Here is a 19712-nt window from a genome sequence, read left to right on the forward strand (position 1 = left end):
TTAAATTTAGGAACACTCGACCGCGGTTAACTCGTTGGCTACCTCGGGGAGTTGACGATCCGTAAATGATCCGCCTTGGTACCAAGTCCCCCGCTTATCCCAAGTCAATTTGGAAATTGCCAGCATTGCGATGGCCGATTGCTGCGGGTCTCCCTTGATAAACGCTCCGGCAAAAGTGCCCGCATATTCAAGTGCCAGAAGCTCACGCGGCACGATTGAGGCACCGACGGCCGCCAAAGCTATGTCAGCTTGCTGACATGTCTCCAAATGGTCGTGGGCCCGTAAGACCTGATGTATTTCGCGCTAAGCTTAGCGCTGGTTGCCGACATGCAGTGGCTGCCTATCAACTGCATCAGGCGAAATGATCTAGTTCGCTCAGCGCAATTCGCACCTCGCGGGCAAAATCAAACAAGCGACACAGCGAACGAGCCGAGGGCAGCCATGAAAAGGATAGCCACGCCGTGCTCGTGGTCTATCGGAAGGAAAGCGCTTGCAAACGCGACCATCACAAGGGCGGTGACGGTGATACTGCCATTACTGTCCAGAAGATAGCTCGGTTCAGCATCGCTGCTCGACGCATCAGTCGCGGAAGAACCACCTTCAGCCGGGATCTAACCGTGTCTTCTGCGGCGATCCCGTTCAGAAGGATCGTTCGATCGATGACCCTGTTCAGGCGGGAATCAGGACTGCAATGAAGGCAGCCAGCGCTCCCAGAAGAAACGCGGGCGCTGCCGATTGGGAGATGACGTGCGATAGCTGGCTGATCGTCGGTGTATCTGGGGAGATTGCACTCAGTCAGTTGTCTGCGAAGGACCATCCCACCGCTATGAAACCCGCTTTATGCCAGGCGACTGCCACGTTCCCTCACCGAAGCCATCAGAGATTTACAAAGAGAATGCCGACAACTGCGCCATGCTCGCGGAAGGAGAGCCCTCCAGGGATAGCCCGGCTTACAAGCGGTACCGTCGCATGGAAATGCGCGCGGCTTCCGCAGCCAGCGCGACGCCGAAGAGAGCGGTATTGGTCAACGGGGCGTCAGTTGGCGCGCGCATGATTTCATCCAGCGTATCGGCGCCCCGCGCGGCAGCCGGACCAAAAAGGAGGTTTGTGTCCCAGGATGACGCCGCGCTCAACGTGTCGAGGTCGCTTCGTGACGGCACCATTCGACTCGGCGGCATTGATCCTGACCAGGAGCCATACCGGACCGACTTTGCACGGGAGAAGCTCGAGGTCTTCGATCTGACCCGTCTTCGCGGAAGAGCTCACTCGCGGGCGTTCGACGAGGTGACATCGGTCATGAGCATGATCCAGGAGCGGCTTGTCGGCGAAGAGCAGATCGCGGATCGCAGATCGCCAGCGGGGATCTCAAGACGGTAGACTCTTGGCATTCCGGTTCAGGCGATTTGCTCGGCATCGGAAGTTAGCGAGTCGGCGATCTCGGGGCGGGCGATAGGGGGAATGGACCCTAGTAGGTCTTGCGGCAAATCGATGTGGTATGATCCCCTCGGCAGGTTCTATCGGCCAGAAGGATGCGCTCAACCGAAAACCGCCAGGCGCGAGAGGCGAGCGACAAGCGTCATCGAATGACAAGGCAATGGAGAGACCCGTCATGCGCGATAGCCAATCGAAGTCGGGAGACGACACGCTGATGCTTTCAGGAATGAACCGCCGCGCGCTGCTCCTAAGTGGCAGTTCCTTGATAACCGCAACTTCCCTGTCAGCGGCAGGTCTTGCGACCACGGTACGAGCCCAACAACAGATCGCGCCGCCGAAGCTGCAGATGACCACCGACATTCCGGCGGATATCACTACGCCGGATAGCGTGGATACTCGCCTCGGCACCCTCAAGTTCTTCGACGGCATCCCAGACAAGGAGACGACGCAAAAGGTCTATGACAACCTGGACTTCCAGCGCGGCGTAGATGTGTTTCTCAACACGATGCCCGGTGCTTCGCTCTACGCCATGCGCGAAGGCCTGAAGAGCATCGGGGTCAACAATCAGACCGTCGCGCTCTTCGAGACTTTGATGGACTCGAAGTCCTTGTTCCTGACGCCGAATACCGAGACTGTTTATCTGATCGGCTGGCTCGACCTGAAGGACGGCCCGATGGTCGTTGAGACGCCGCCGAATACACTCGGCTTTCTCAATGATTTTTGGTTCAGATACATCATTGATATGGGCAACGCCGGTCCCGACAAGGGGAAGGGCGGCAAGTTCCTCGTCTTGCCGCCAGGTTACAAGGAAAATATTCCGGAAGGTTACTTCGTCGCAAAATCGACCACCTACGGTGTGTGGCTGGGCTCACGCGGCTTCCTGATCGACGGAAGCCCAAAGCCTGCGGTCGAGAACTTCAAGAAGCACCTCCGCATCTATCCCTTGGCACAAGTCGAGAATCGACCCGAGACCAGGTTCATCAATGCCTCTGGCATGGCTTTCAACACAATTCACGCGAACAATTTCGAGTTTTACGAAGAGGTGAACCATATCGTGCAAGAGGAGCCGATCGAGGCACAGGACAAGGAGTTGCTCGGCCAGCTTGCTTCGATCGGCATCGTTAAGGGCAGGCCGTTCGCGCCAGATGGGCGAATGAAGAAAATCCTCACCGAGGCTGCCGCCGTCGCTAACGCCACGGCGCGGGCCATCTCATTCAATGGACGTGACCGCAACTTTTTCTTCTATCCGAGCAAGAACTGGTACAGCCCCGGTGCGGAAGGAAGCTATCTTTGGGAGCGCGACGGCGTACGCAGCCTCGACGGCAGAATCGGTATGTTCTACGTAGCCACGGGTGTAACCCCGGCAATGTTCGAGAAAATGGTCGGTGTCGGTTCGCAGTACGCCATTGCTTCGCTGGACGCTGATAAACACCCATTCGACGGTGCGAAAACGTACAAACTGCATCTGCCGCCCAACGTGCCAGCGAAGACTTTCTGGTCCGTGGTGCTCTACGACACTCAGACCCGATCTGAATTGCAGACCGACCAGCGCTTGCCCAGCAATGGAAGCCAGAACCCAGCCATGAAGAAAAACGCTGACAATTCCTACGATATCTATTTCAGCCCAAAAGCCCCGGCGGGTCAGGAAGGCAACTGGATACAGACAGTCCCCGGCAAAAGTTTCTTTCTCATAATGCGCCTTTACGGCCCACTCGAACCCTGGTTCGACAAAACGTGGCAACCCGATGATGTCGTGCCGGTAAAGTGAGGCCTCAACTCGGCACCGAAAAGCTCTAACAACGCTCGGCTACGCGACCTTGCTCGCGGTAGGGGTCCAACGGACCGAGCGCCTTATCCAACGCGGCGGGCAGTCCGCCCTTGCCGTCGAACTAGAGCCGCTCCAGCGCTGCTCGTGCGGTATCTTGCGACATCAACGCGGGATAGGGACATATGCCAGATAGAGTAAGCGAGACGCTTCATGAAGCGACTGCTACTGCAGCTCGGAGTAGTTCCTCTTCTGGTGGCGCTCCTGCCAAGTGGCGCTAACGCCGCGTGCTGAGTTGTAGCGTTGCGCTCTCGATCGACTGATCGTCGGCTCGTACGAGAACATGCAAAGCCCGCTTCGGACCCGACATGGCGGAGCGCCGTGAACTTCCTCAGGAATCATAACCCGCGTGGGCCACAGCTTTGGGCCTCACGACGCGGCGCGATGGCATGTGCCTTGTTCGCGCCTGCTCGGGGCTTCCGCACCCAGCGGATTCCTGCAACTATATCGGAGCGAGCGGAGACGCGTCGGTGAGCTATCTGGGCCGTGACAAACTCCTGGTTGTCGGATCGCAAAAGACGTATCGCTGCAGCCGGTATCTTTTCAGGGGCAAGTTGAAAGCTGGCTCGAGCTGTTCGCTTGGCCCGGCGGTCGGTCCAAAGCACCCAGTACGGCATCATGAGTAGATCCGAAAAACGACCCGTGGACGGCATCTCCGCTGTTGTACCGCCTCAAGCCGTGGCCGCTCTTCCAGTGAGATCGGCGCGCTCAGGTGTGCTCGCCTACCTCCTCTTAATGGCGGTCCAACTGTTCGGATCGGATTTCATCGTATGGAAGGGCTTGCCGGCCTTCAGAGAGCTGGTGCTTGCGCCGGGTCAGCAACCGACCAATACGCCGTACGATGAGGATCTGATCTTGCCCATTCTCCTGCTGATGCAGGCAGCGTACTGGTATCGCCTATTGAGGGTGGCCATTCCGTTCAAAAGCCGCCGGCCGGTCCTGAGCCACCTGTTCCTCTTCCTGGGTCGGCTCAACTTCATCTTCGGGAGCACTCTGTTCTCGATCGTGCTGTTTCGTCACCTTCCCGAACTCGGCTCGGACACAGATCTGGTGCTGATGGCCCGACGCGGCGTCCTGATGGTGATTTCGCTGTTCGCGCTGTTCTGCTTCACGCTCGAACTCGAGCGCCTGGGCGACGCGCTCGGCGGGAAGCGACAAGAGTAGCCGATTGCGGCAGGAGCTACATCCGCAAGGGCGGCCGGTCTCGCAACTGCTCGCCAGAACGGATGAGCAGCTGCTGCACGGCGCCACGTCCGGCCGCCGAATCCATGGCGTGGTGACGCTCGCCCTGAGTGCCTGGGCCAATCGTTGCCCGGAACATCTCAGGTCGCCGGACGTTCCTGATTCCCCCGCGTAAATCAAATGTTTGAGGCAGCCCCTGTGCGCATACTTGTCGTCGAGGACGACGAACTGATTCGGGAATTCGTCGTCGAGGCGTTGCGCGAGGAAGGATTCGAGGTTGTCGAGGCGGAGAACGGCGAACAGGGCGAGCAGCGGCGTGCGTTGTGCGAGGAAGGCGAACGGACAATTCTCGAACTAGTCGTCCGTGAACAAGGTTCTAAGCGATTGATCAGGAGTCTTTTTTTCGGATTCGAGGCGGTTTGAGATTGCAGGGAATGGGAGGTTGAGGCCGCCCAACCCTGCAATTTCGTTTGTGGTTCCCTTTCCCTGCGGATCATGATTCTGTGGTGCACCGGAGGGGCCGATGCGACCGAAGAAGCACAGGACGACGGGATCGAACGATCTGTTCCGGGCGCGGCTGGACCAGATCATCAACATGAAGCACGAGCTGGTTCAGCTCGCCGGCAAGATCGATTGGGACTGGATCGACGGCGAGGTCGCGCCGCTCTACAGCGAGAATGGCCGGCCCGGAATCGAGACCCGGTTCATGATCGGCCTGCTGTTGCTCAAGCACACTTACGGGCTGTCCGATGAGGGCGTTTGCGAGCGCTGGGTTCACGACCCGTATTTCCAGTTCTTCACCGGCGAAGAGTTCTTTCAGCACGCCTTCCCGCACGAGCGCTCGGACCTGAGCCATTGGCGCAAGCGGCTCGGCGACAAGCTGGAGTCGTTGCTGGCCGAGAGCCTGCGGGTGGCGCACGAGGCCGGTGCGTTACGCGGCCAGGACCTCAAGCGCGTCACGGTCGATACCACGGTGCAGCCGAAGGCCATCACCTTTCCGACCGATGCCAAGCTGCTTCATGCGGCTATCAAGGGGCTCAACCGCCTGGCGAGAAGGCACGCCGTCAGGCTGCGGCAGTCCTATGTTCGCATTGCCAAGGCCGCTGCGATGATGGCGGGCCGCTACGCCCATGCCAAACAGTTCGGGCGGCATCAGCGGCAGTTGCGTATCCTGCGCAGCCGGCTCGGCCGGATCATCCGCGACATCCGTCGCAAGATCGAGCGCCAGCCAGCCCTCGAGGAGGCATTTGCCCTTCCGCTTGGCCGAGCCAGCCAGATCCGCTCCCAGCAGCAGCGCCAGCGCGGCTGGAAGCTATATTCCTTCCATGCCCCGGAGGTGGAATGCATCGGCAAAGGCAAGGCCGCCGCGCCTTACGAGTTCGGCGTGAAGGCCTCCATCGTCACCAACAACCGCCGGGCGCCCGGTGGCCTGTTCGTACTGCACGCCAGGTCGCTGCCCGATAATCCCTACGACGGTCATACCCTGCGGGACGTCATCGACCGCACCGAGGCGCTCACCGGATGTCCGATCGAGCGGGCCTATGTCGACAAGGGATATCGCGGCCACGACACGCAAAATCCCCGTCGCGTCTTCATTTCGGGCCAGAAGCGCGGCGTGTTCGGCGCCATCAAGCGCGAGCTCCGGCGCCGCTCCGCCATCGAGCCCATCATCGGACATCTGAAGGCCGAAGGTCACCTTGGCCGCTGCTATCTCAAAGGCCGCGCCGGCGACGCCGCCAACGTCGTGCTCTCAGCAGTGGGCCACAACTTCCGCCGTATCCTCGCCTGGCTCAGAGAACTCTTGTGCCTCTTCCTGGTCCGACTATGGCGCGTGCTGGCCGGTCCAGCCCCGCTCAATTCGGCTTCTTAACGGACGACGAACTAAGACGTTCGATCTTTGAGAGCGCTTCCGGCACGTGCCGAGATCAGGGAGAGAACCGGAAAGACTAGGGCGCCTGGCGCCCTAGTTCATCCGCCGCTGTCGCTGGGCGTCCCGTCGAGCGTCTAAGCCGCGGTGCTCCCTTTGTTGTTCAGCATTGAGCATCCGTTGGGCTTGGCGCGCCAGATCCGCATAATTCTGCGCAACTTTTCTGAGGGAGTCTCTGGTCTGTGGGTCCTCGCAATTGTCGGCCTTGGTGCGAAACTCCTCCGCACGCATGAGCCAGTACTCAACGCCCATGGCCAATCCCCTTCAATTGGACCGTCACTAGTAATGGACGTTCAGACAAATTGGTTCCGGGGGTGCACGTAAACCGCGCGCTGCGCAGCTGTCACGACTCCGTGGACAGCATCGTCCTGAGGGAGCGCCGCGGCTCCAGCGCTGGCGGGCTCCGTGGGAAGGTGGCTTCCGTAGACTGCCAATGCCAAAGCCGCGACCCGGGGGACGATGCCGCGCTCGTTGGGCCTCTGCATTTCACGTAGCCCAAAGCCATGTTCCAACGGTGGTGGGCTAGGCGGTTCCGTGTCTGTGCAGGAGCGAGCTGGCTGAATCTTGGTAAAATCATGAGCGGAAGAATTTGGAACGACGAGTGGAGGAAGGCCTGGTGTCTTGCTGGCTCACTTTGAGAGGCAGCCGGCGGAGCGGCCCCGGCCTGTCCTTCTTCCAGCCGCCTGAGCCGGGGCGTGTCTCCGCTAGAAGGGCGTCCGGGCGCGCACTAATGCGGCTTAGCCCTTCTTTCGAAACTGCTGCGCACGCTCCTGAAAATTCGTGGAATGTGCATCTCGGGATCCTTGAGCTGACTGCGGCTCAATCTGCGGAGCGCAATCGCCTGGTCTAGCGCGCTGAGCGCGATCTAACAGTTCCTGGGTTTCCGGGCTGAATTGTTTGGGCATGAAGGCGCTCCATGCTGGCAGGCGGGAGCGCTATGGCGTCTCTCAGTCACCGACGCCTACGGCAAGGCCTGCGGTCGGTGATGAACAGGATGGCTTGGGCTCGTTTTACCGCTTCGGTTTCGCGATCGGCATGCCGGTACTCCACTGACCCGGCAAGGAGAACGCCCGTAACAACGGCGTATTCTCAAAAGGAAGGCCTCCGGGAGCGGCGGAGGCCTAGTCTGGGAGGTTGGAGCTTGAAAAAACTTGACCCACTGCGCCCCGTTCCTACAGCTGCGCATCAAGCTGCCGCTTCCGCGCTGATCGCTTAATCTGCGTTATAGGTGCGCGTGAGCACGAGTAGTGCGCTTCTTGGAGTGTGGCCATGTCGTGCCCTTAAGGAGCAATCACGAGAGGCTTCTATAGAGCCCATCCTGCTTGGATCGATCTCGCTTTCCTTCACGGCGACCGGCTCTACCGCCTCGCGTTTCGCCAGAGGGTTTGCGGCACGCGCCTGCTTCAGCCACTCATCCGCAAACAACAGCCACTGCTCCTTGGATGCAGCGACGTCAGTCTTGGCGGCCTGCTTGCGGCATTCCTCATACTCGCGACGGAACTTGGCTGCATCTCCAGACATGACGTCGAAACTGCCGCTAGACCGGGTTGTGATTGAATCCGAATGCTATCTTAAGTCTTTCAACGGTGCCGAGTTCCGGCCCCTAGCAGGAGGGCAATAATCTTCTGCTCCCGAACGGAGGCCGCTCGGGCGCGGCTTGTCGCGACTTCAGGAGAGCGGCCAACCATCATCCTGCTTGGTCTCGGGCGACATCCAGTCAGGTGATTCATAAGTCGCCATCGCGCGTGCGCGTCGGACCACTCTTCCAACGACTGAATTGGGAGGGCGGCGCGGGCCGATTGAGCTCGGCGCAACTCCGTTGATCTAGGTCAACTTGCCGCAGTGAACCTGCCGCAGCCTTTCCAGATCCGGGGGCAATTCAAAAGGGAGATAAGGGACCATGCTTCGTTGTATTCTCGTTGCTCTCGCAGCAGTCGTCTTGTTCACTGCAACCTTGCTCCCCGACGACGCCTATGCTCGCCGTGGAGGTGGCGGCGGCTTCCATGGTGGTGGCTTCCGTGGCGGTGGCATGCATGCCGGCCGGGTCCACGGCGGTGCAGGAAGATATCACGGCGGCGGTCGCTACGCCGGACGTGCTCATCCCTCCCACCCGATAGCAGGGCGTCCGGGCCGCCCGGGCTACCGCCCAGGCGCCGGCTATGCAGGTCGGTACCCCTATCGCGGATACGGGGCGGCTGCGGTTGGAGCCGCTGCGCTCGGCGCAGCCGCATACGGCAGTTACAACAACTGCTTCGATGCTTATGGCAACTATATCTGCAACCAGTATCCCTATTAATCGCGCGCGCGAAGGAGGCCAGCCGCTCGGAGAAGCTGCGCCTCCAAGTGCGCGGTCCGCCCCGGCCGCCTTAGTCAGCTTTGCTGCGTGGCGCAGGGGCGCGCGGATCGATTTGCTCGGGCCATGGCGGCTTCTGCCGAGCGGTTTGAAAGGAAGCTTCGCATCGTAAGGTGCTAAGCTTTTTTTGACCGCCCGACCGGCCCTACTGATGGCATCGTCGGCGCGATCCAATAGATCGCGCCTTGTTACCAGCCTCATGCGAGCGTCTCGGAACATCCGAACTTGACGCAGGTTAAGACTCAGAGGTTGTTCAATGGCTCACACAGTTCTCGTCGTTGATGATGACGCCGCCGTACTCGACGTGATCGCGAGCATGCTCGAAGACATTGGTTGCAACGTGGTATGCGCACACAACGGCGATGAAGCTCTGGAAACACTGACGTGCCAGCCAAACATTTCGATCTTAATCACCGACATCAACATGCCCGGCATGGATGGTCATGAACTGGCCGAGCGCGCGACGCGTATTCGTCCCGCGCTGAAAGTTCTTCAGCTATCGGGCCGCGAGCGGAGGCGTGATGGCTTCCCGATGCTTAGGAAGCCGTTCTCTGAAGAAGACCTAGCACGCGTGATGCAGCAGACTACCGGCGTTTGTTAACGCAACAGGGTCGCTAAGCAGCGTTCAAGCTCCTCGATTGTGAAGGGCTTTTGAAGGGCCGGACAATTCCGAAATCCTTCAGGCACGCCGCCCGCCCCATATCCGCTCGCAAAGGCAAACGGAACGCTTCTGCTTTGCAGTGCTTCCGCGATGGGGACAGAACTATGGTCGCCAAGCTGGATGTCGAGGATGGCGGCATCAACGCCCGGCGCTGAAGCGAGCAGAAGCCCTCCCTGCAAATCGTTAGCCTCCCCAGCGACGCTATGACCTAGCTCGACCAGCATGTCCGCTATCATCATGCGTATGAGCGCTTCATCCTCGATCAGAAGCACAGACGCCATAACGCTACCCCCCGCCCGTATTGTACCCGACTACCAAGCCCAAGCTATGCTGCCTTAACATGGCTGTCGGCTGACCTGGATGTCCAGTCCGGTCATTGCGAGTCAAAAACATTTGTGTGACGGTGCTTTCCCCGGGGCTGATCGATGCCCCTGAATAGTGAGATCAATGACCGTTTTCTCTGGCTTCGTATTCGCAATGGATGTTGACGGCAAAGCTACGTTCGCCTTCGAGGCCAAGAATTTCCCCGAAGCCTTTGAGTTATGCAAAGAAGATTGGGTTCGTGAGGACCTGATCACGATGACATCGAACGGCGTCCCGCTTTGCTCCTCGACGGCGAAGTTGACAGTTCGCAGAGCTGACGAAGCCGAGATCGTCATCTATCGAGACGCCGCCCTCAAAGCACAGACGGAAGACTTGATCCTGGCGTACCTTCTGGAATTAGATCAAGAGTAGTGCGCAATGGGGTCTGTGCCTAGAACCGCTACGTTCCTGAGAGCGGTAGGCGGATGTGAAAAACCGCGCCATTCCCGGCCTTGCCCTCTGTCCAAATCTGACCGCCATTGGCTTCCACTATAGTGCGGACGATGGACAATCCCATTCCCATGCCTTCGGGCTTCGTGGAGAAAAATGGCTCGAACACCAATTGGACTATATCTGCTGAAATGCCGGCTCCCGTGTCCGATACGATGATGTCAGCGGAATTTTCGACGCGCGTTGTACTGATGGTAATCTTGCGGTTGGAAGCAGGCACGGATGACATCGCGTCCATGGCGTTTAAAATCAGATTGATGATGACTTGCTGGAGTTGGGGTTGGTCAAAATTTACAAGCAACTCACCTGACGCAGTCTCGGTGGCCAAATCCGTCTCCCGCGAGGCTGCTAATCTCGATAAAAGTCCGACCGTATCTTGAACAATTTGATTAACATTTTCATCTTTGCGCGCGAACGGCGCCTTTTTTAGAAACCTCCGCACGCGCTTTAGGACCTCACTGGCGCGTTCATCATCTCGCCGAATATCGTTCAGGATTTCGCTTAGTTCCTCAACATTCGGAGGCGACGAATCAAGCAACGCTATCGCCGTCTCGCTGTTGGTTAAAATGGCCGCGAGTGGCTGGTTCAGCTCGTGCGCTATCGTTGCGGTAAGCTCGCCCGCCAGGTTGAAGCGATTCAAGTGGGCCAGCTCTGCAGTGCGTTTTGAAATCTGTAACTCCGCCGCGCGCGCCCGCCGCGTCAAGCCATCGATTTCGGACAGACGGCTGCGCAGTTCGCTCTGCATTTCCTTGTGCTGGTTAACATCCGCACACGAGCCAATGTATCCCAGAAAAGAACCGTCCGGCGCATAGCGCGCAATTCCGGTGTCATCAATCCAACGATATGTTTGATCATGGCGACGGAGCCGATATTCCATCCGAAAGTCCAGCCGCGCATCAAAGTGGTGGACGTATGTTTTCAGGCAGCGATCCAAATCCTCAGGATGAACGCCCTCCGCCCAACCGTCGCCAACCTCCTCGAGAATGTCGCGCCCGGTAAAATTCAACCACCGGCGGTTGAACCAAAGGCATCGTTTATCTATGCCCGAGACCCAGATCATCACGGGCGCTGCATCCATCACTTCGCAGAATCTCGCGTCCAATCCAGCCGAAGGCTCGACAGGGAAACTGGTTGGCTGTGAACTGTTCAATGGGACCGTCATTCGCAAAGCCCCCTTGCTCTATCGCATGGGCTGAGTTTGATTGGCGATAAATGGCTGGTCAAGTCCAGGGTGGTCAGCGCATCGCTGGACTACGCGGACGACGTGCTGCAGGGCTTCCACTTCGTGGTCGCGAGCATCCACGGCCGATTCAAACTCGACCGCAAGGCACAGACGCAGCGCCTGCTGCGTGCGATCTCCGATCCCCACACCACCATCATGGGCCATATGACCGGGCGGCAGCTGCAGCGGCGGCCGGGCTACGAAATCGACATCGAGAAGGTGACGTGCTGGTGGAAGGCCATGGTGTCGAAGGCGACGCCCACGCCGGCGCGTTCGTCAAGCACCGGTATCTCGCCCGCCGGCAGCCGCGCCTACCCAATCTCCGGCAGGTGCACCACATCCCGGCTGAGCTCTTTGCATCACTGTCGGATGCGGCTTCCAGGTCGCAAAGGGGGGACCTGGGCGAGAATATCACCACTGCCGGACTGGACCTCGAGCGGATGCCGCTCGGGGCCGTGATCGAGCTCGGACCAACGGCGCTCGTGGAACTGACCGGCCTCCGCACGCCCTGTATCCTCATCGACCGTTTCCGGGCCGGCCTAAAACGGCAGGTGCTGTCGTCGGCGGAAACGGGCCCTCCATTCGAATGCGGGGTGCTGGGCTGGTCAGGGTCGGCGGAGCGGTCGTGCCTGGGCATTCGGCTCCCGTCCTCGCCATTTCGCGCCTTGCCGGCTCTGTAGGACCACTTCAGGAGGCGTTCGCCCTAGCTCGTTCGCGCGCCTCACGCCGACGTTCGCGACGTTCGCGCCGCCGCTTGGCTCGGTCAGGGGGCTGCCGCAGCGGAGGAACCTGCGTCGCAGCGACTATCCGCGCCGGAGCCTCTTCGACCAAAGGCGCCTGGATCGGTTCGGTCGCAGTGGGGCGGGCTTCCATGAATTCGAGCACCGCCCGTCCCTTGGCAGTGATCTGCCATCCGCTGCCAATCCTGCGATCCCTGATCGGGCGTCACAAGGAGTACCTCGCGAAGTTGGTGTGCCCGAAAGGCATGGATGAAGAGGTACGGATCGCGTGAAGTTGCCGTTCTCCGCAACTGCTCGCCAGACCGGATTGAGCAACTGCAGCACGGCGCCACGCCCGGCCAGCGAATCCGCAGCTGGTAACACTTGCCCTGAGTGCCTGGAAAGATCGGACCGAAACATCAGAGGTCTCCTGGTCGTTCCTGAGTCCGCACGTGAATCAAACGTTTGAGGCACTGCCTGTGCGCATACTTGTCGTCGAGGACGATGAACCAATTCGAGAATTCGTCGTCGAGGCGTTGCGACGACCAAAGGCGATCTGGACCTTGCGCGGCTGGGCCATCTACGTGCTGCAGCAGGCCGATGCCATCCACAAATGCGAAGAGCACGCTGGGCGAAGGACCGCGCCGATCCGCATGCGCGGGGCACGCGCTGGATGTCGCGAGACATGAGCCACCGGACGGCATGTCCCCGGACGAAGCGGTTGCCGAGGTCAGCGCCGTGCTGGATCCGATCGGCGTACCAGCCCCGAGTGTCTGCCCAGCTGGATTATGCAAGTTAGGCCGAGTGATAGCACTTTGTGAGCTTGGCGCTGCAGCGGCACAGGGTGGCGATCTTCAGCGCCGCGCATGTAACACCCACCTCATTCAGGCGACTGGCCCAACATGAGAACGCCTGTTAGAGTTGCCCATGGCGAATTCCTCCCCATGGTTTGTGGCCATCGGCGCATCCGGAGCGGAAGGGATGTCGGACCTGCTGTCCCTGCTCCGATCCCTGCCGTTCCCGCTCCCCTCCGTCACTCTCGTCGTGCTTCACAGACCTTCGGACCGCTCCTCCAACCTGAAGACCGTGCTCGCACGTGGTTGCCCACACCCGGTCGTCGTTGCCGACGAAGGTCAAAGCTTCGAAGCAGGAACGGTCTACATCGGAGAGCCTGCCGCGCACCTGGTCTTGGCCGAACGCAGCTTCGGCGAACTTGTGCAGGATCCCGACCACGCTTACCGCAATCGTACGATCGACCTTCTTTTCCGTTCGGTGGCAGCATATGCAAAGCCGCGTGTCATCGGTGTAGTCCTCTCGGGTTCGCTGGATGACGGGTCGCGAGGACTGGCTTCGATCCACGCGGCAGGAGGCCTGACGATGGTCATCACCCCGGATTCGTGGGCACCTCCGGGCATGCCTGAAAACGCGATCGGCTACGATGGTCCGATTGACCTGATTGGTTCAGCAACACAGATAGCGGCCGCCATTTCGAAAGCCATCGCGCACTGAAGATGCTTTCGTCCCTAGAGTTCGATGATGATCCAGATCAACAATCTTCCCAACTCGACGCTGAAGATCCATTCCCATGAAACAACCAACTTCACCTTCCCCCAGCGCCGGCGAGGAAGGACGGAAGCCGCCCTCGCGCTCCGACGAAGCCCGCCGCGTCGTCGAGGAGTATGCGAAGGATCTGGCGGAGATCATCAAGCGACTTCGGGACGAGCCTTCGTTGACAGGGATCACCCGCACTATGGCACGGGGCGACGACTGGCTGATTTGCGCGTTTAAGCGTCTCATCTGATCTGTGCCGTAGCGAGCTCGCATTCAGTAATGGTTGCTGGATCGGCTGCGGCCCAACAGGCAACGACAACGCGTGCGATCTTATCTGAGGTATGGCGGATGCTGTGTGGCACACCGGGTGGTAGGTACAGGTAGGTGCCACGTGTAGCGCGAAAGCGTTCCGCCGACCATTCCAGTCTCATTTCGCCGGTCGTTTATTCTAGAGGATCGTTTCCCTTCGGCTCTTGCAAGAATTTAGGCACGCGGTCTCGCGGGGCGGGGCGTTCGGATGGGTCGCGGCCGAGCTTGGACTGCAGGTCGACCAGGTCGGTGAAGACGTCGGCCTGGCGACGCAACTCGTCGGCGATCATCGGCGGATGGCTTGCGATCGTGGAAATCACGGTGACCCGCACGCCCCGGCGCTGAACGGCCTCGACCAGGGAGCGGAAATCGCCGTCACCCGAGAACAGGACCATCTGGTCGATTTGCTCGGCGAGCTCCATGGCGTTCACGGCGAGCTCGATGTCCATGTTGCCCTTTACCTTGCGGCGTCCGGAGGCGTCGATGAACTCCTTGGTCGCCTTGGTGACGACCGTGTAGCCGTTGTAGTCGAGCCAGTCGATCAGCGGCCGGATCGAGGAGTACTCTTGATCCTCGATGATCGCGGTATAGTAGAACGCCCGAAGCAGCGTCCCGCGGCTCTGAAACTCCTTTAGCAGGCGCTTGTAATCGATGTCGAAGCCCAGAGTTTTCGCCGTCGCGTAGAGATTGGCTCCATCGATGAAGAGCGCGATCTTGTCGGTAGGTGAGTGGGACATCTGTCCAGGCTTTCGGTGGAGCAACTCGGGCTTGAAGCATCCCGGAAATTTGCGACGCGGATGTTTGGTCGCATTCTATATGGATGGCTACCGGAGATCGTCGAGTAGCGTCAAACATTTAAGCTTGAAATAAATATCAGGCCTGTGCGGGCGTGGAACTCTACCATTGCCCGAAAGTTCTCCCTGACAAATTTGTAATGTAGCCTCGATTTCCAAGTGCGTATTGAAGGTTTGCCTGATGAACGCCGGCGATTTTGCTCTCTTTGATCTGTCCATACAAAGACGCGGTCGTGGTTGGCGATGGTCCGTCACTGACCGGTCAGGCACCCCTTTGTTGACTGGCAGCGAGTGCAGCAGGACTGCAGCCCATTACAAGGCCACCAGGGCAATGTTCCAAATGTTATTGACGGCTCCGTACCGCGTCCGAATTTCTGCAGCAGCCTGGTCGCTCGCCTCGAAGATTGAGGCGCCACGCACCAACCTAGATCCAGGGAGAAGGCGTGGGTTGACATCGAGGGGCTAAAAGGCGACGCGCCGGTAACGAGCTGCGTGCCGGCAGAAGATGCCTATGAGGTCAAAGTTGATCAGAGGCCCGCGGCACGAGCAGCGGAAACGGCGCATCTGATCACTGCACTTTGCGCCCGAGGTCTCTCAGGAGTGAGTGGAGAAAATCACTCGCGTGGTCGTACCGCGCGCCCCCGCTCGCGATTTCACGGGCCCGCGGCTCCACTACACTACCGACGGTTTCTGGACCGAGTAGATCAGCTTTTTCAGACCATTGCTGCAGCAGGCGATCGGGAATGTATTCCGCAGACCCGAACAACGTCAAAAGGCAATCCTCGGCTTTGTGATCGTGATGAGCCTTCGCCCAGTACAAAGCGAATAGTCCACGAAAAGCATCACGGGAAACGGCTGGTTTTGCCATTGCAATGTCCCCGCAGAATTGAATTCTCAACGAAGAGGCCACCTAAAGGCGGTCTCAGGAGTTGATCTAAATAACACGTACTGAAACGCCTGCCGCAGCGTTGCCGTTGCTTCAGAACCCGGGTGTAAATAGATGCGAGATGAACGTGCCAGCCCCGGTCACAGGAGCATGCCAATATGATTCGCTTCTGCCAACTAAAATCTGACGAATGCCGGGAAGTTTTGGCAATCCCAAACCTATGTTAATTTATGTGACGTACGCGTCGAGCCGTTCGGCGAGCCAAGCATGATGATCTATCAGGTTACGTGCTCGACGAACTCGACAACGCCGTGAGTTTGGTGCGCGACGAAGGTCGAAGCAAGGAAGGCCGCAGCGATGGTGGACGAACACCCCGTGGAACTTTGGTGCGATGGTCGTCGCCTCGCCTGTTTGCAGCCGCAGCTGGACTTAGTCCGAGGCGCCGTCGAGGACGTCACGCACCTTCGCCGCCAGATCGCTGAAGCTGAATGGCTTCACGAGCAACTGCACGCCCTTGTCTAACCGGCCGTGGTGGATGATTGCGTTCCTCGCGTAACCGGTCGTGAACAGCACCTTCAAGGTTGGACGGACCGTCTTCGCCTGGGCGGCGACCTGTGCTCCTGTCAGGCCGCCTGGCAAAACAACGTCGGTGAAAAGGAGGTCGACCCGGGGCTGCCGCTCCAGGAGCCTTAAGGCCGAGGGTCCGTCGTGAGCCTCGATGACGCGGTAGCCGAGTTCGCGAAGAGTCTCGACCGAATATGCTCTCACCTCGTCGTCATCCTCGAGGACGAGGACGGTCTCTTCCTGTGCGGCTTCGGGACTTGGATTGGACTCGACTTGTTCGGCACCCGCCGCCTGCGTCGCGAGCCGCGGCAAGTACAGCTTCACCGTCGTTCCCTGTCCCACTTCCGAGTAGATCTTGACGTGACCGCCGGACTGCTTGACGAAGCCATACACTTGGCTGAGCCCCAGTCCGGTGCCCTTGCCGACAGCTTTGGTCGTGAAAAAGGGCTCGAAAGCCTGAGCGACCGTTTTCGAATCCATGCCGACGCCCATGTCCGTGACCGCGATGGCAACGTACTGGCCCGGCACGACTTCGGTGTGCGCGGCGACGTACGCCTCGTCGATGTGCGCATTGCTGGTCTCGATCGTCAGTCGACCGCCATTCGTCATCGCGTCGCGGGCGTTCACGGCTAGATTGATGACAGCCGCCTCCAATTCGGCTGGGTCGGCTTCGACTCGCCACACGCCTGCACCAAGGACAGTTTCCACGTCGATCGTTTCGCCGAGCGTACGATGGATCATGTCAGACAGTCCGTTGACAAGTGCGTTCACATCGAGGGGCTTGGGATCGAGCGGTTGCCGACGCGAAAATGCCAGGAGCCGTTGGGTTAGGGTGGCTGCCCGCTGCGCGCCCGTCATCGCGTTTCGCGCCGCCCGCTGCAACCGACCCGATTCAGCCGGAAGATTGCGTTGCAGGGTGTCCAGATTTCCCAGAATGATCTGCAGCAGATTGTTGAAATCGTGCGCCACGCCGCCCGTCAGTTGTCCTACGGCCTCCATCTTCTGCGACTGCCGCAAGGCCTCCTCGTTCTTGCGCAGCTGTTCGGTGCGCTCGGTCACTTGCCGCTCGAGCGTGGCGTTGAGCTCGACAAGTGCCTCTTGTGCCCGCTTCCGCTCCTCGATTTCGCGCTGCATGGCTTGGGAGAGGCGGACGTTGTCGATGGCGACGGCGGCTTCGGCGGCAAGCCCGGACAGACCCCGCTCGGAGCGTTCGTTGAACACGCCCGTTCGGGCGTGCCCGAAGAAAAGACCGCCAAGCACTTCACCAGTGCGGGATATGACCGATACAGCAAGGTAGCTCCGGACCGGTAGGTGGCCTTCAGGCATCCCTTTCCGGGGCGAGTTCCTCCCGTAACGCGGATCCTTGGTGATATCGTCCGAACGAACGATGCCTTGGCCCAGAAAGGTGGGCGCGAACACCTCCGTATTGCGCGGCATGGGGAATTTCGAGAATGCCTCGATCGGCGCTCCGGAGAGCGTGTAGAGCATATAGCTCTCGCCGGCGTTGTTGACGACGTTATAGAAGAACGCACCGAATTCCGCCCCCGTCAGTTCGACGCCGGCATCGGTGACGATCTGGACCAGCCGGTGAATGTCCGTTTGCGCGGCGAGTGCCGAACCGGCACGGTTGAGAACTTCGAGCGCGCGGCGCTCTTCGCGAAGGGCCTGCTCGGCGCCGCGTTGCGCCGTGCGGTCCCTCAAGATCTTGATGAATCCTACGACCTCGGATTTGTCTCGGATGGGACTGAGCTCACCGACGGCCCAGAAGCGGGAGCCACCCTTGCGAAGACGCCAGCCTTCTTCGCCGCCGCCCTTGCCCTTTGTCATCGCGTCGGCGATTTCGCGGCTAAGCTGGGCCTCTTGGTCCTCCTCCGCAAAGACGCGGCTCAAGGAGCGGCCGATCATCTCCTCTTCCGTCCAGTCAAGAATGTTGCAAGCGCCAATATTCCAAGTCGTCACCCGGCCACGCAGGTCGGTGGTGATGATGGCGGTATCCGTCGCGCCGTTGACGATTTGCTTCCACTGCCACGCGGCAATTTCCGGCTTCTGATCTTCGCTATTTCGCGTCATGAGCCTCCCAGCGGGCCGCGCTCTTCTGGCGCCGACACGTCGGACACGCCGACCGTCACTTGCTTGATTGATTGATTGCCCCCATTGGCATGGGGCAACGATCAACGAAGGTTCCAGTTCCTCAATAGCTTACCTTGGTACCTCTGCCCCTAGAGCCGGTTGCACCTGAATCGCTCGGGACAACGTAAAGCTCCAGAGCAGGAGGCGCGCGCCAAGAGGACGTCCACTCGGGACCGGAATATGGAGCCGCAGCGGCGCATTCGGCGTGCGTTGCGCGCCGCGCGAACATGGGAAGCCGCGGCCTGCCTGGCATGGTCGAGCGGGCGGCTGTTGAAAGTTTAAGGCTTCGAAGCTGGCCCGGTACAGTGGTCGATTACTTCGTCTTTGCTGCTGATCGGCGCCCCTGGAAGCGTATCGTTTTCCGTGCTCGCTGGGCTCGCTTTCCTGAACGAACTGCTGCTCCCCGTGTCGGCTTTACTCAAGCCACCACTGTTCCCATCTTCGAGGGACGCGGCCTCGTCATTGAGCTCGAAGAAGAACGTCGGCATGTCCGCAAATGCCATTGGCCGCTCCTAGTTTTCATTCGCGCCTGGAAAAATGCCGAGGACCTCGCCTTCTGCGTTCCGTACGGTGACAGTTCGCCCAGTCGTCTCGGCCATCCGCTTCCCCACCGCGCAGGCCTCCTCCGCATTTTCCAGATCGAGAGCGACCACCGATAGCTTTGTTGCGCCAGCTCCTATGACGGCGATATCGAAGGGTTTGCTATAAGCCATATGGCGCAACTCCTGCTGTTGGCGGGTAGCGCGATCCTTGCTTGCTGCAACCGTGATTTAAGGATGAGACACTTTGTACACAACTGAACACGGAACCTGGTCGCTCATCAATTGGCGATACGCGAGCGGACGGAGGCCCTTAGACTTCCGACATCACCATCCGTAGAAGTTCTTGGCGATGGCCAGTGTCTCAAGTTCGCTCGTCTCTAAAGCGATTTTTTGAACCAGCATCACATCCCCTTCGACCAGCTCACCAACCGGAACAAAGCACCATCCCATTCCTAGTCGACCGGATGCATCGACCTCGCGGACATTGGCCGATGTGCCATGACGGATGCGGTAGCGGGTACCCGTGTCGGACCCGACCACCTCGAAATAGCCCTTCCCGACGAACTGGGCGCGCTGCTGCGGAGTGAGCCAGCCGCGGAGCAGGCACAAGCCCTTTCTCCGCCTTTCCTCCTGACAGCTCCGGTAGAAAAGCCTACACGCCCGACGCCGAAAGAGGCTGAGGTAATGGAAATTGACCAAATCAATCTCGTTCATCTGAAAGGGTGACGAAGCCCAGTGGAAGATGCCGAGAAGCCAGCGCGTGTTCCTATGCACGATGCGCGCCGATTGCCGCCTTGGGA

General features: G+C 59.6%; 22 protein-coding genes and 1 pseudogene. 13 read left to right on the plus strand and 10 right to left on the minus strand.

The window, feature by feature from the left end; translation table 11 throughout:
• Window positions 1–969 precede the first annotated feature (969 nt).
• The 5 genes from RX329_RS17180 to RX329_RS17200 all read left to right on the plus strand — a co-directional run bounded on the left by RX329_RS17180 (window position 970) and on the right by RX329_RS17200 (window position 6311).
• Window positions 970–1377, plus strand: coding sequence for an alpha/beta hydrolase (locus tag RX329_RS17180; protein ID WP_244561128.1), 408 nt, complete (start codon window positions 970–972; stop codon window positions 1375–1377).
• A gap of 283 nt (window positions 1378–1660) precedes the next feature.
• Window positions 1661–3202 (plus strand): DUF1254 domain-containing protein, encoded by a 1542-nt coding sequence (locus RX329_RS17185; protein ID WP_094183608.1) that lies wholly within the window; start codon window positions 1661–1663, stop codon window positions 3200–3202.
• 699 nt (window positions 3203–3901) lie between these two features.
• The gene (locus RX329_RS17190; RefSeq protein WP_244561130.1) at window positions 3902–4423 is read left to right on the plus strand and encodes a hypothetical protein; all 522 of its coding nucleotides are present in this window, start codon (window positions 3902–3904) and stop codon (window positions 4421–4423) included.
• 198 nt (window positions 4424–4621) lie between these two features.
• Complete coding sequence (locus RX329_RS17195) at window positions 4622–4864, plus strand: hypothetical protein (protein WP_317246164.1); 243 nt, start codon at window positions 4622–4624, stop codon at window positions 4862–4864.
• Between the two features lie 100 nt (window positions 4865–4964).
• The gene (locus RX329_RS17200; RefSeq protein ID WP_085383111.1) at window positions 4965–6311 is read left to right on the plus strand and encodes an IS5 family transposase; all 1347 of its coding nucleotides are present in this window, start codon (window positions 4965–4967) and stop codon (window positions 6309–6311) included.
• A 1269-nt stretch (window positions 6312–7580) separates the two neighbouring features.
• On the opposite strand, the gene RX329_RS17205 is transcribed toward RX329_RS17200, so the two are convergent.
• Window positions 7581–7889 carry a hypothetical protein gene (locus tag RX329_RS17205; RefSeq protein ID WP_094183607.1) on the minus strand — a complete coding sequence of 103 codons (309 nt, stop codon included), beginning with the start codon at window positions 7887–7889 and terminating at the stop codon, window positions 7581–7583.
• Between the two features lie 379 nt (window positions 7890–8268).
• Between RX329_RS17205 and RX329_RS17210 the strand changes: the two genes are divergently transcribed.
• The gene (locus tag RX329_RS17210) at window positions 8269–8664 is read left to right on the plus strand and encodes a hypothetical protein (protein WP_085383279.1); all 396 of its coding nucleotides are present in this window, start codon (window positions 8269–8271) and stop codon (window positions 8662–8664) included.
• Between the two features lie 313 nt (window positions 8665–8977).
• Window positions 8978–9322, plus strand: coding sequence for a response regulator (locus RX329_RS17215; RefSeq protein ID WP_085383280.1), 345 nt, complete (start codon window positions 8978–8980; stop codon window positions 9320–9322).
• Here the strand turns inward: RX329_RS17215 and RX329_RS17220 are convergent.
• Window positions 9319–9663 carry a response regulator gene (locus RX329_RS17220; protein WP_085383281.1) on the minus strand — a complete coding sequence of 115 codons (345 nt, stop codon included), beginning with the start codon at window positions 9661–9663 and terminating at the stop codon, window positions 9319–9321. The two genes, RX329_RS17215 and RX329_RS17220, sit on opposite strands and share 4 nt — an antisense overlap.
• A 166-nt stretch (window positions 9664–9829) precedes the next feature.
• Here RX329_RS17220 and RX329_RS17225 point away from each other — a divergent pair, with 166 nt between their 5' ends.
• Complete coding sequence (locus RX329_RS17225; protein WP_085357295.1) at window positions 9830–10117, plus strand: hypothetical protein; 288 nt, start codon at window positions 9830–9832, stop codon at window positions 10115–10117.
• A gap of 28 nt (window positions 10118–10145) precedes the next feature.
• Here RX329_RS17225 and RX329_RS17230 read toward each other — a convergent pair whose 3' ends face one another.
• Window positions 10146–11255, minus strand: coding sequence for a sensor histidine kinase (locus RX329_RS17230; RefSeq protein WP_244561131.1), 1110 nt, complete (start codon window positions 11253–11255; stop codon window positions 10146–10148).
• Between the two features lie 171 nt (window positions 11256–11426).
• On the opposite strand from RX329_RS17230, the pseudogene RX329_RS17235 reads away from it, so the two are divergent.
• The 5 genes and pseudogenes from RX329_RS17235 to RX329_RS17250 all read left to right on the plus strand — a co-directional run.
• A pseudogene (locus RX329_RS17235) lies at window positions 11427–11639 on the plus strand (DNA polymerase/3'-5' exonuclease PolX); the annotation flags it as partial.
• A 107-nt stretch (window positions 11640–11746) separates the two neighbouring features.
• Window positions 11747–12097, plus strand: coding sequence for an MOSC domain-containing protein (locus tag RX329_RS41940; RefSeq protein ID WP_349642617.1), 351 nt, complete (start codon window positions 11747–11749; stop codon window positions 12095–12097).
• Window positions 12098–12588: 491 nt separating this feature from the next.
• Complete coding sequence (locus RX329_RS41945) at window positions 12589–12825, plus strand: hypothetical protein (RefSeq protein ID WP_410706321.1); 237 nt, start codon at window positions 12589–12591, stop codon at window positions 12823–12825.
• 238 nt (window positions 12826–13063) lie between these two features.
• Complete coding sequence (locus RX329_RS17245; RefSeq protein ID WP_085383283.1) at window positions 13064–13645, plus strand: chemotaxis protein CheB; 582 nt, start codon at window positions 13064–13066, stop codon at window positions 13643–13645.
• 76 nt (window positions 13646–13721) lie between these two features.
• Window positions 13722–13937 (plus strand): hypothetical protein, encoded by a 216-nt coding sequence (locus tag RX329_RS17250; protein WP_085383284.1) that lies wholly within the window; start codon window positions 13722–13724, stop codon window positions 13935–13937.
• Here the strand turns inward: RX329_RS17250 and RX329_RS41950 are convergent.
• From RX329_RS41950 to RX329_RS17280, 7 genes are all read right to left on the minus strand, one after another.
• Complete coding sequence (locus tag RX329_RS41950) at window positions 13930–14118, minus strand: cupin domain-containing protein (RefSeq protein ID WP_143273769.1); 189 nt, start codon at window positions 14116–14118, stop codon at window positions 13930–13932. The genes RX329_RS17250 and RX329_RS41950 overlap by 8 nt on opposite strands.
• A gap of 12 nt (window positions 14119–14130) precedes the next feature.
• A complete protein-coding gene (locus RX329_RS17255; RefSeq protein WP_085383285.1) occupies window positions 14131–14733 on the minus strand; it encodes an NYN domain-containing protein in 603 nt (200 codons plus the stop codon).
• 625 nt (window positions 14734–15358) lie between these two features.
• The gene (locus tag RX329_RS17260) at window positions 15359–15658 is read right to left on the minus strand and encodes a hypothetical protein (RefSeq protein WP_317246165.1); all 300 of its coding nucleotides are present in this window, start codon (window positions 15656–15658) and stop codon (window positions 15359–15361) included.
• A 447-nt stretch (window positions 15659–16105) separates the two neighbouring features.
• Entirely contained in the window at window positions 16106–18310 is a 2205-nt protein-coding gene (locus RX329_RS17265) for a PAS domain S-box protein (protein ID WP_317246166.1), read from the minus strand.
• Between the two features lie 338 nt (window positions 18311–18648).
• On the minus strand, window positions 18649–18873 hold the full coding sequence (locus RX329_RS17270) for a hypothetical protein (protein ID WP_085383266.1): 225 nt from the start codon (window positions 18871–18873) through the stop codon (window positions 18649–18651).
• Between the two features lie 9 nt (window positions 18874–18882).
• On the minus strand, window positions 18883–19083 hold the full coding sequence (locus RX329_RS17275) for a hypothetical protein (RefSeq protein ID WP_085383267.1): 201 nt from the start codon (window positions 19081–19083) through the stop codon (window positions 18883–18885).
• A gap of 153 nt (window positions 19084–19236) precedes the next feature.
• On the minus strand, window positions 19237–19521 hold the full coding sequence (locus RX329_RS17280; protein ID WP_094183532.1) for a hypothetical protein: 285 nt from the start codon (window positions 19519–19521) through the stop codon (window positions 19237–19239).
• Between the last annotated feature and the right edge of the window lie 191 nt (window positions 19522–19712).

The sequence above is a fragment of the Bradyrhizobium sp. BWC-3-1 genome (genome assembly GCF_032917965.1).
Lineage (GTDB): Bacteria > Pseudomonadota > Alphaproteobacteria > Rhizobiales > Xanthobacteraceae > Bradyrhizobium > Bradyrhizobium canariense_D.

Excerpts from the sequence above, each read along its gene's own strand:
- RX329_RS17180 (WP_244561128.1), top strand. The coding sequence starts at position 970 with ATGGAAATGCGCGCGGCTTCCGCAGCCAGCGCGACGCCGAAGAGAGCG.
- RX329_RS17185 (WP_094183608.1), top strand. The coding sequence starts at position 1,661 with ATGAACCGCCGCGCGCTGCTCCTAAGTGGCAGTTCCTTGATAACCGCA.
- RX329_RS17195 (WP_317246164.1), top strand. The coding sequence starts at position 4,622 with ATGTTTGAGGCAGCCCCTGTGCGCATACTTGTCGTCGAGGACGACGAA.
- RX329_RS17200 (WP_085383111.1), top strand. The coding sequence starts at position 4,965 with ATGCGACCGAAGAAGCACAGGACGACGGGATCGAACGATCTGTTCCGG.
- RX329_RS17205 (WP_094183607.1), bottom strand. The coding sequence starts at position 7,889 with ATGTCTGGAGATGCAGCCAAGTTCCGTCGCGAGTATGAGGAATGCCGC.
- RX329_RS17210 (WP_085383279.1), top strand. The coding sequence starts at position 8,269 with ATGCTTCGTTGTATTCTCGTTGCTCTCGCAGCAGTCGTCTTGTTCACT.
- RX329_RS17215 (WP_085383280.1), top strand. The coding sequence starts at position 8,978 with ATGGCTCACACAGTTCTCGTCGTTGATGATGACGCCGCCGTACTCGAC.
- RX329_RS17220 (WP_085383281.1), bottom strand. The coding sequence starts at position 9,663 with ATGGCGTCTGTGCTTCTGATCGAGGATGAAGCGCTCATACGCATGATG.
- RX329_RS17225 (WP_085357295.1), top strand. The coding sequence starts at position 9,830 with ATGACCGTTTTCTCTGGCTTCGTATTCGCAATGGATGTTGACGGCAAA.
- RX329_RS17230 (WP_244561131.1), bottom strand. The coding sequence starts at position 11,255 with ATGATCTGGGTCTCGGGCATAGATAAACGATGCCTTTGGTTCAACCGC.
- RX329_RS17245 (WP_085383283.1), top strand. The coding sequence starts at position 13,064 with ATGGCGAATTCCTCCCCATGGTTTGTGGCCATCGGCGCATCCGGAGCG.
- RX329_RS17250 (WP_085383284.1), top strand. The coding sequence starts at position 13,722 with ATGAAACAACCAACTTCACCTTCCCCCAGCGCCGGCGAGGAAGGACGG.
- RX329_RS41950 (WP_143273769.1), bottom strand. The coding sequence starts at position 14,118 with ATGAGACTGGAATGGTCGGCGGAACGCTTTCGCGCTACACGTGGCACC.
- RX329_RS17255 (WP_085383285.1), bottom strand. The coding sequence starts at position 14,733 with ATGTCCCACTCACCTACCGACAAGATCGCGCTCTTCATCGATGGAGCC.
- RX329_RS17260 (WP_317246165.1), bottom strand. The coding sequence starts at position 15,658 with ATGGCAAAACCAGCCGTTTCCCGTGATGCTTTTCGTGGACTATTCGCT.
- RX329_RS17265 (WP_317246166.1), bottom strand. The coding sequence starts at position 18,310 with ATGACGCGAAATAGCGAAGATCAGAAGCCGGAAATTGCCGCGTGGCAG.
- RX329_RS17270 (WP_085383266.1), bottom strand. The coding sequence starts at position 18,873 with ATGGCATTTGCGGACATGCCGACGTTCTTCTTCGAGCTCAATGACGAG.
- RX329_RS17275 (WP_085383267.1), bottom strand. The coding sequence starts at position 19,083 with ATGGCTTATAGCAAACCCTTCGATATCGCCGTCATAGGAGCTGGCGCA.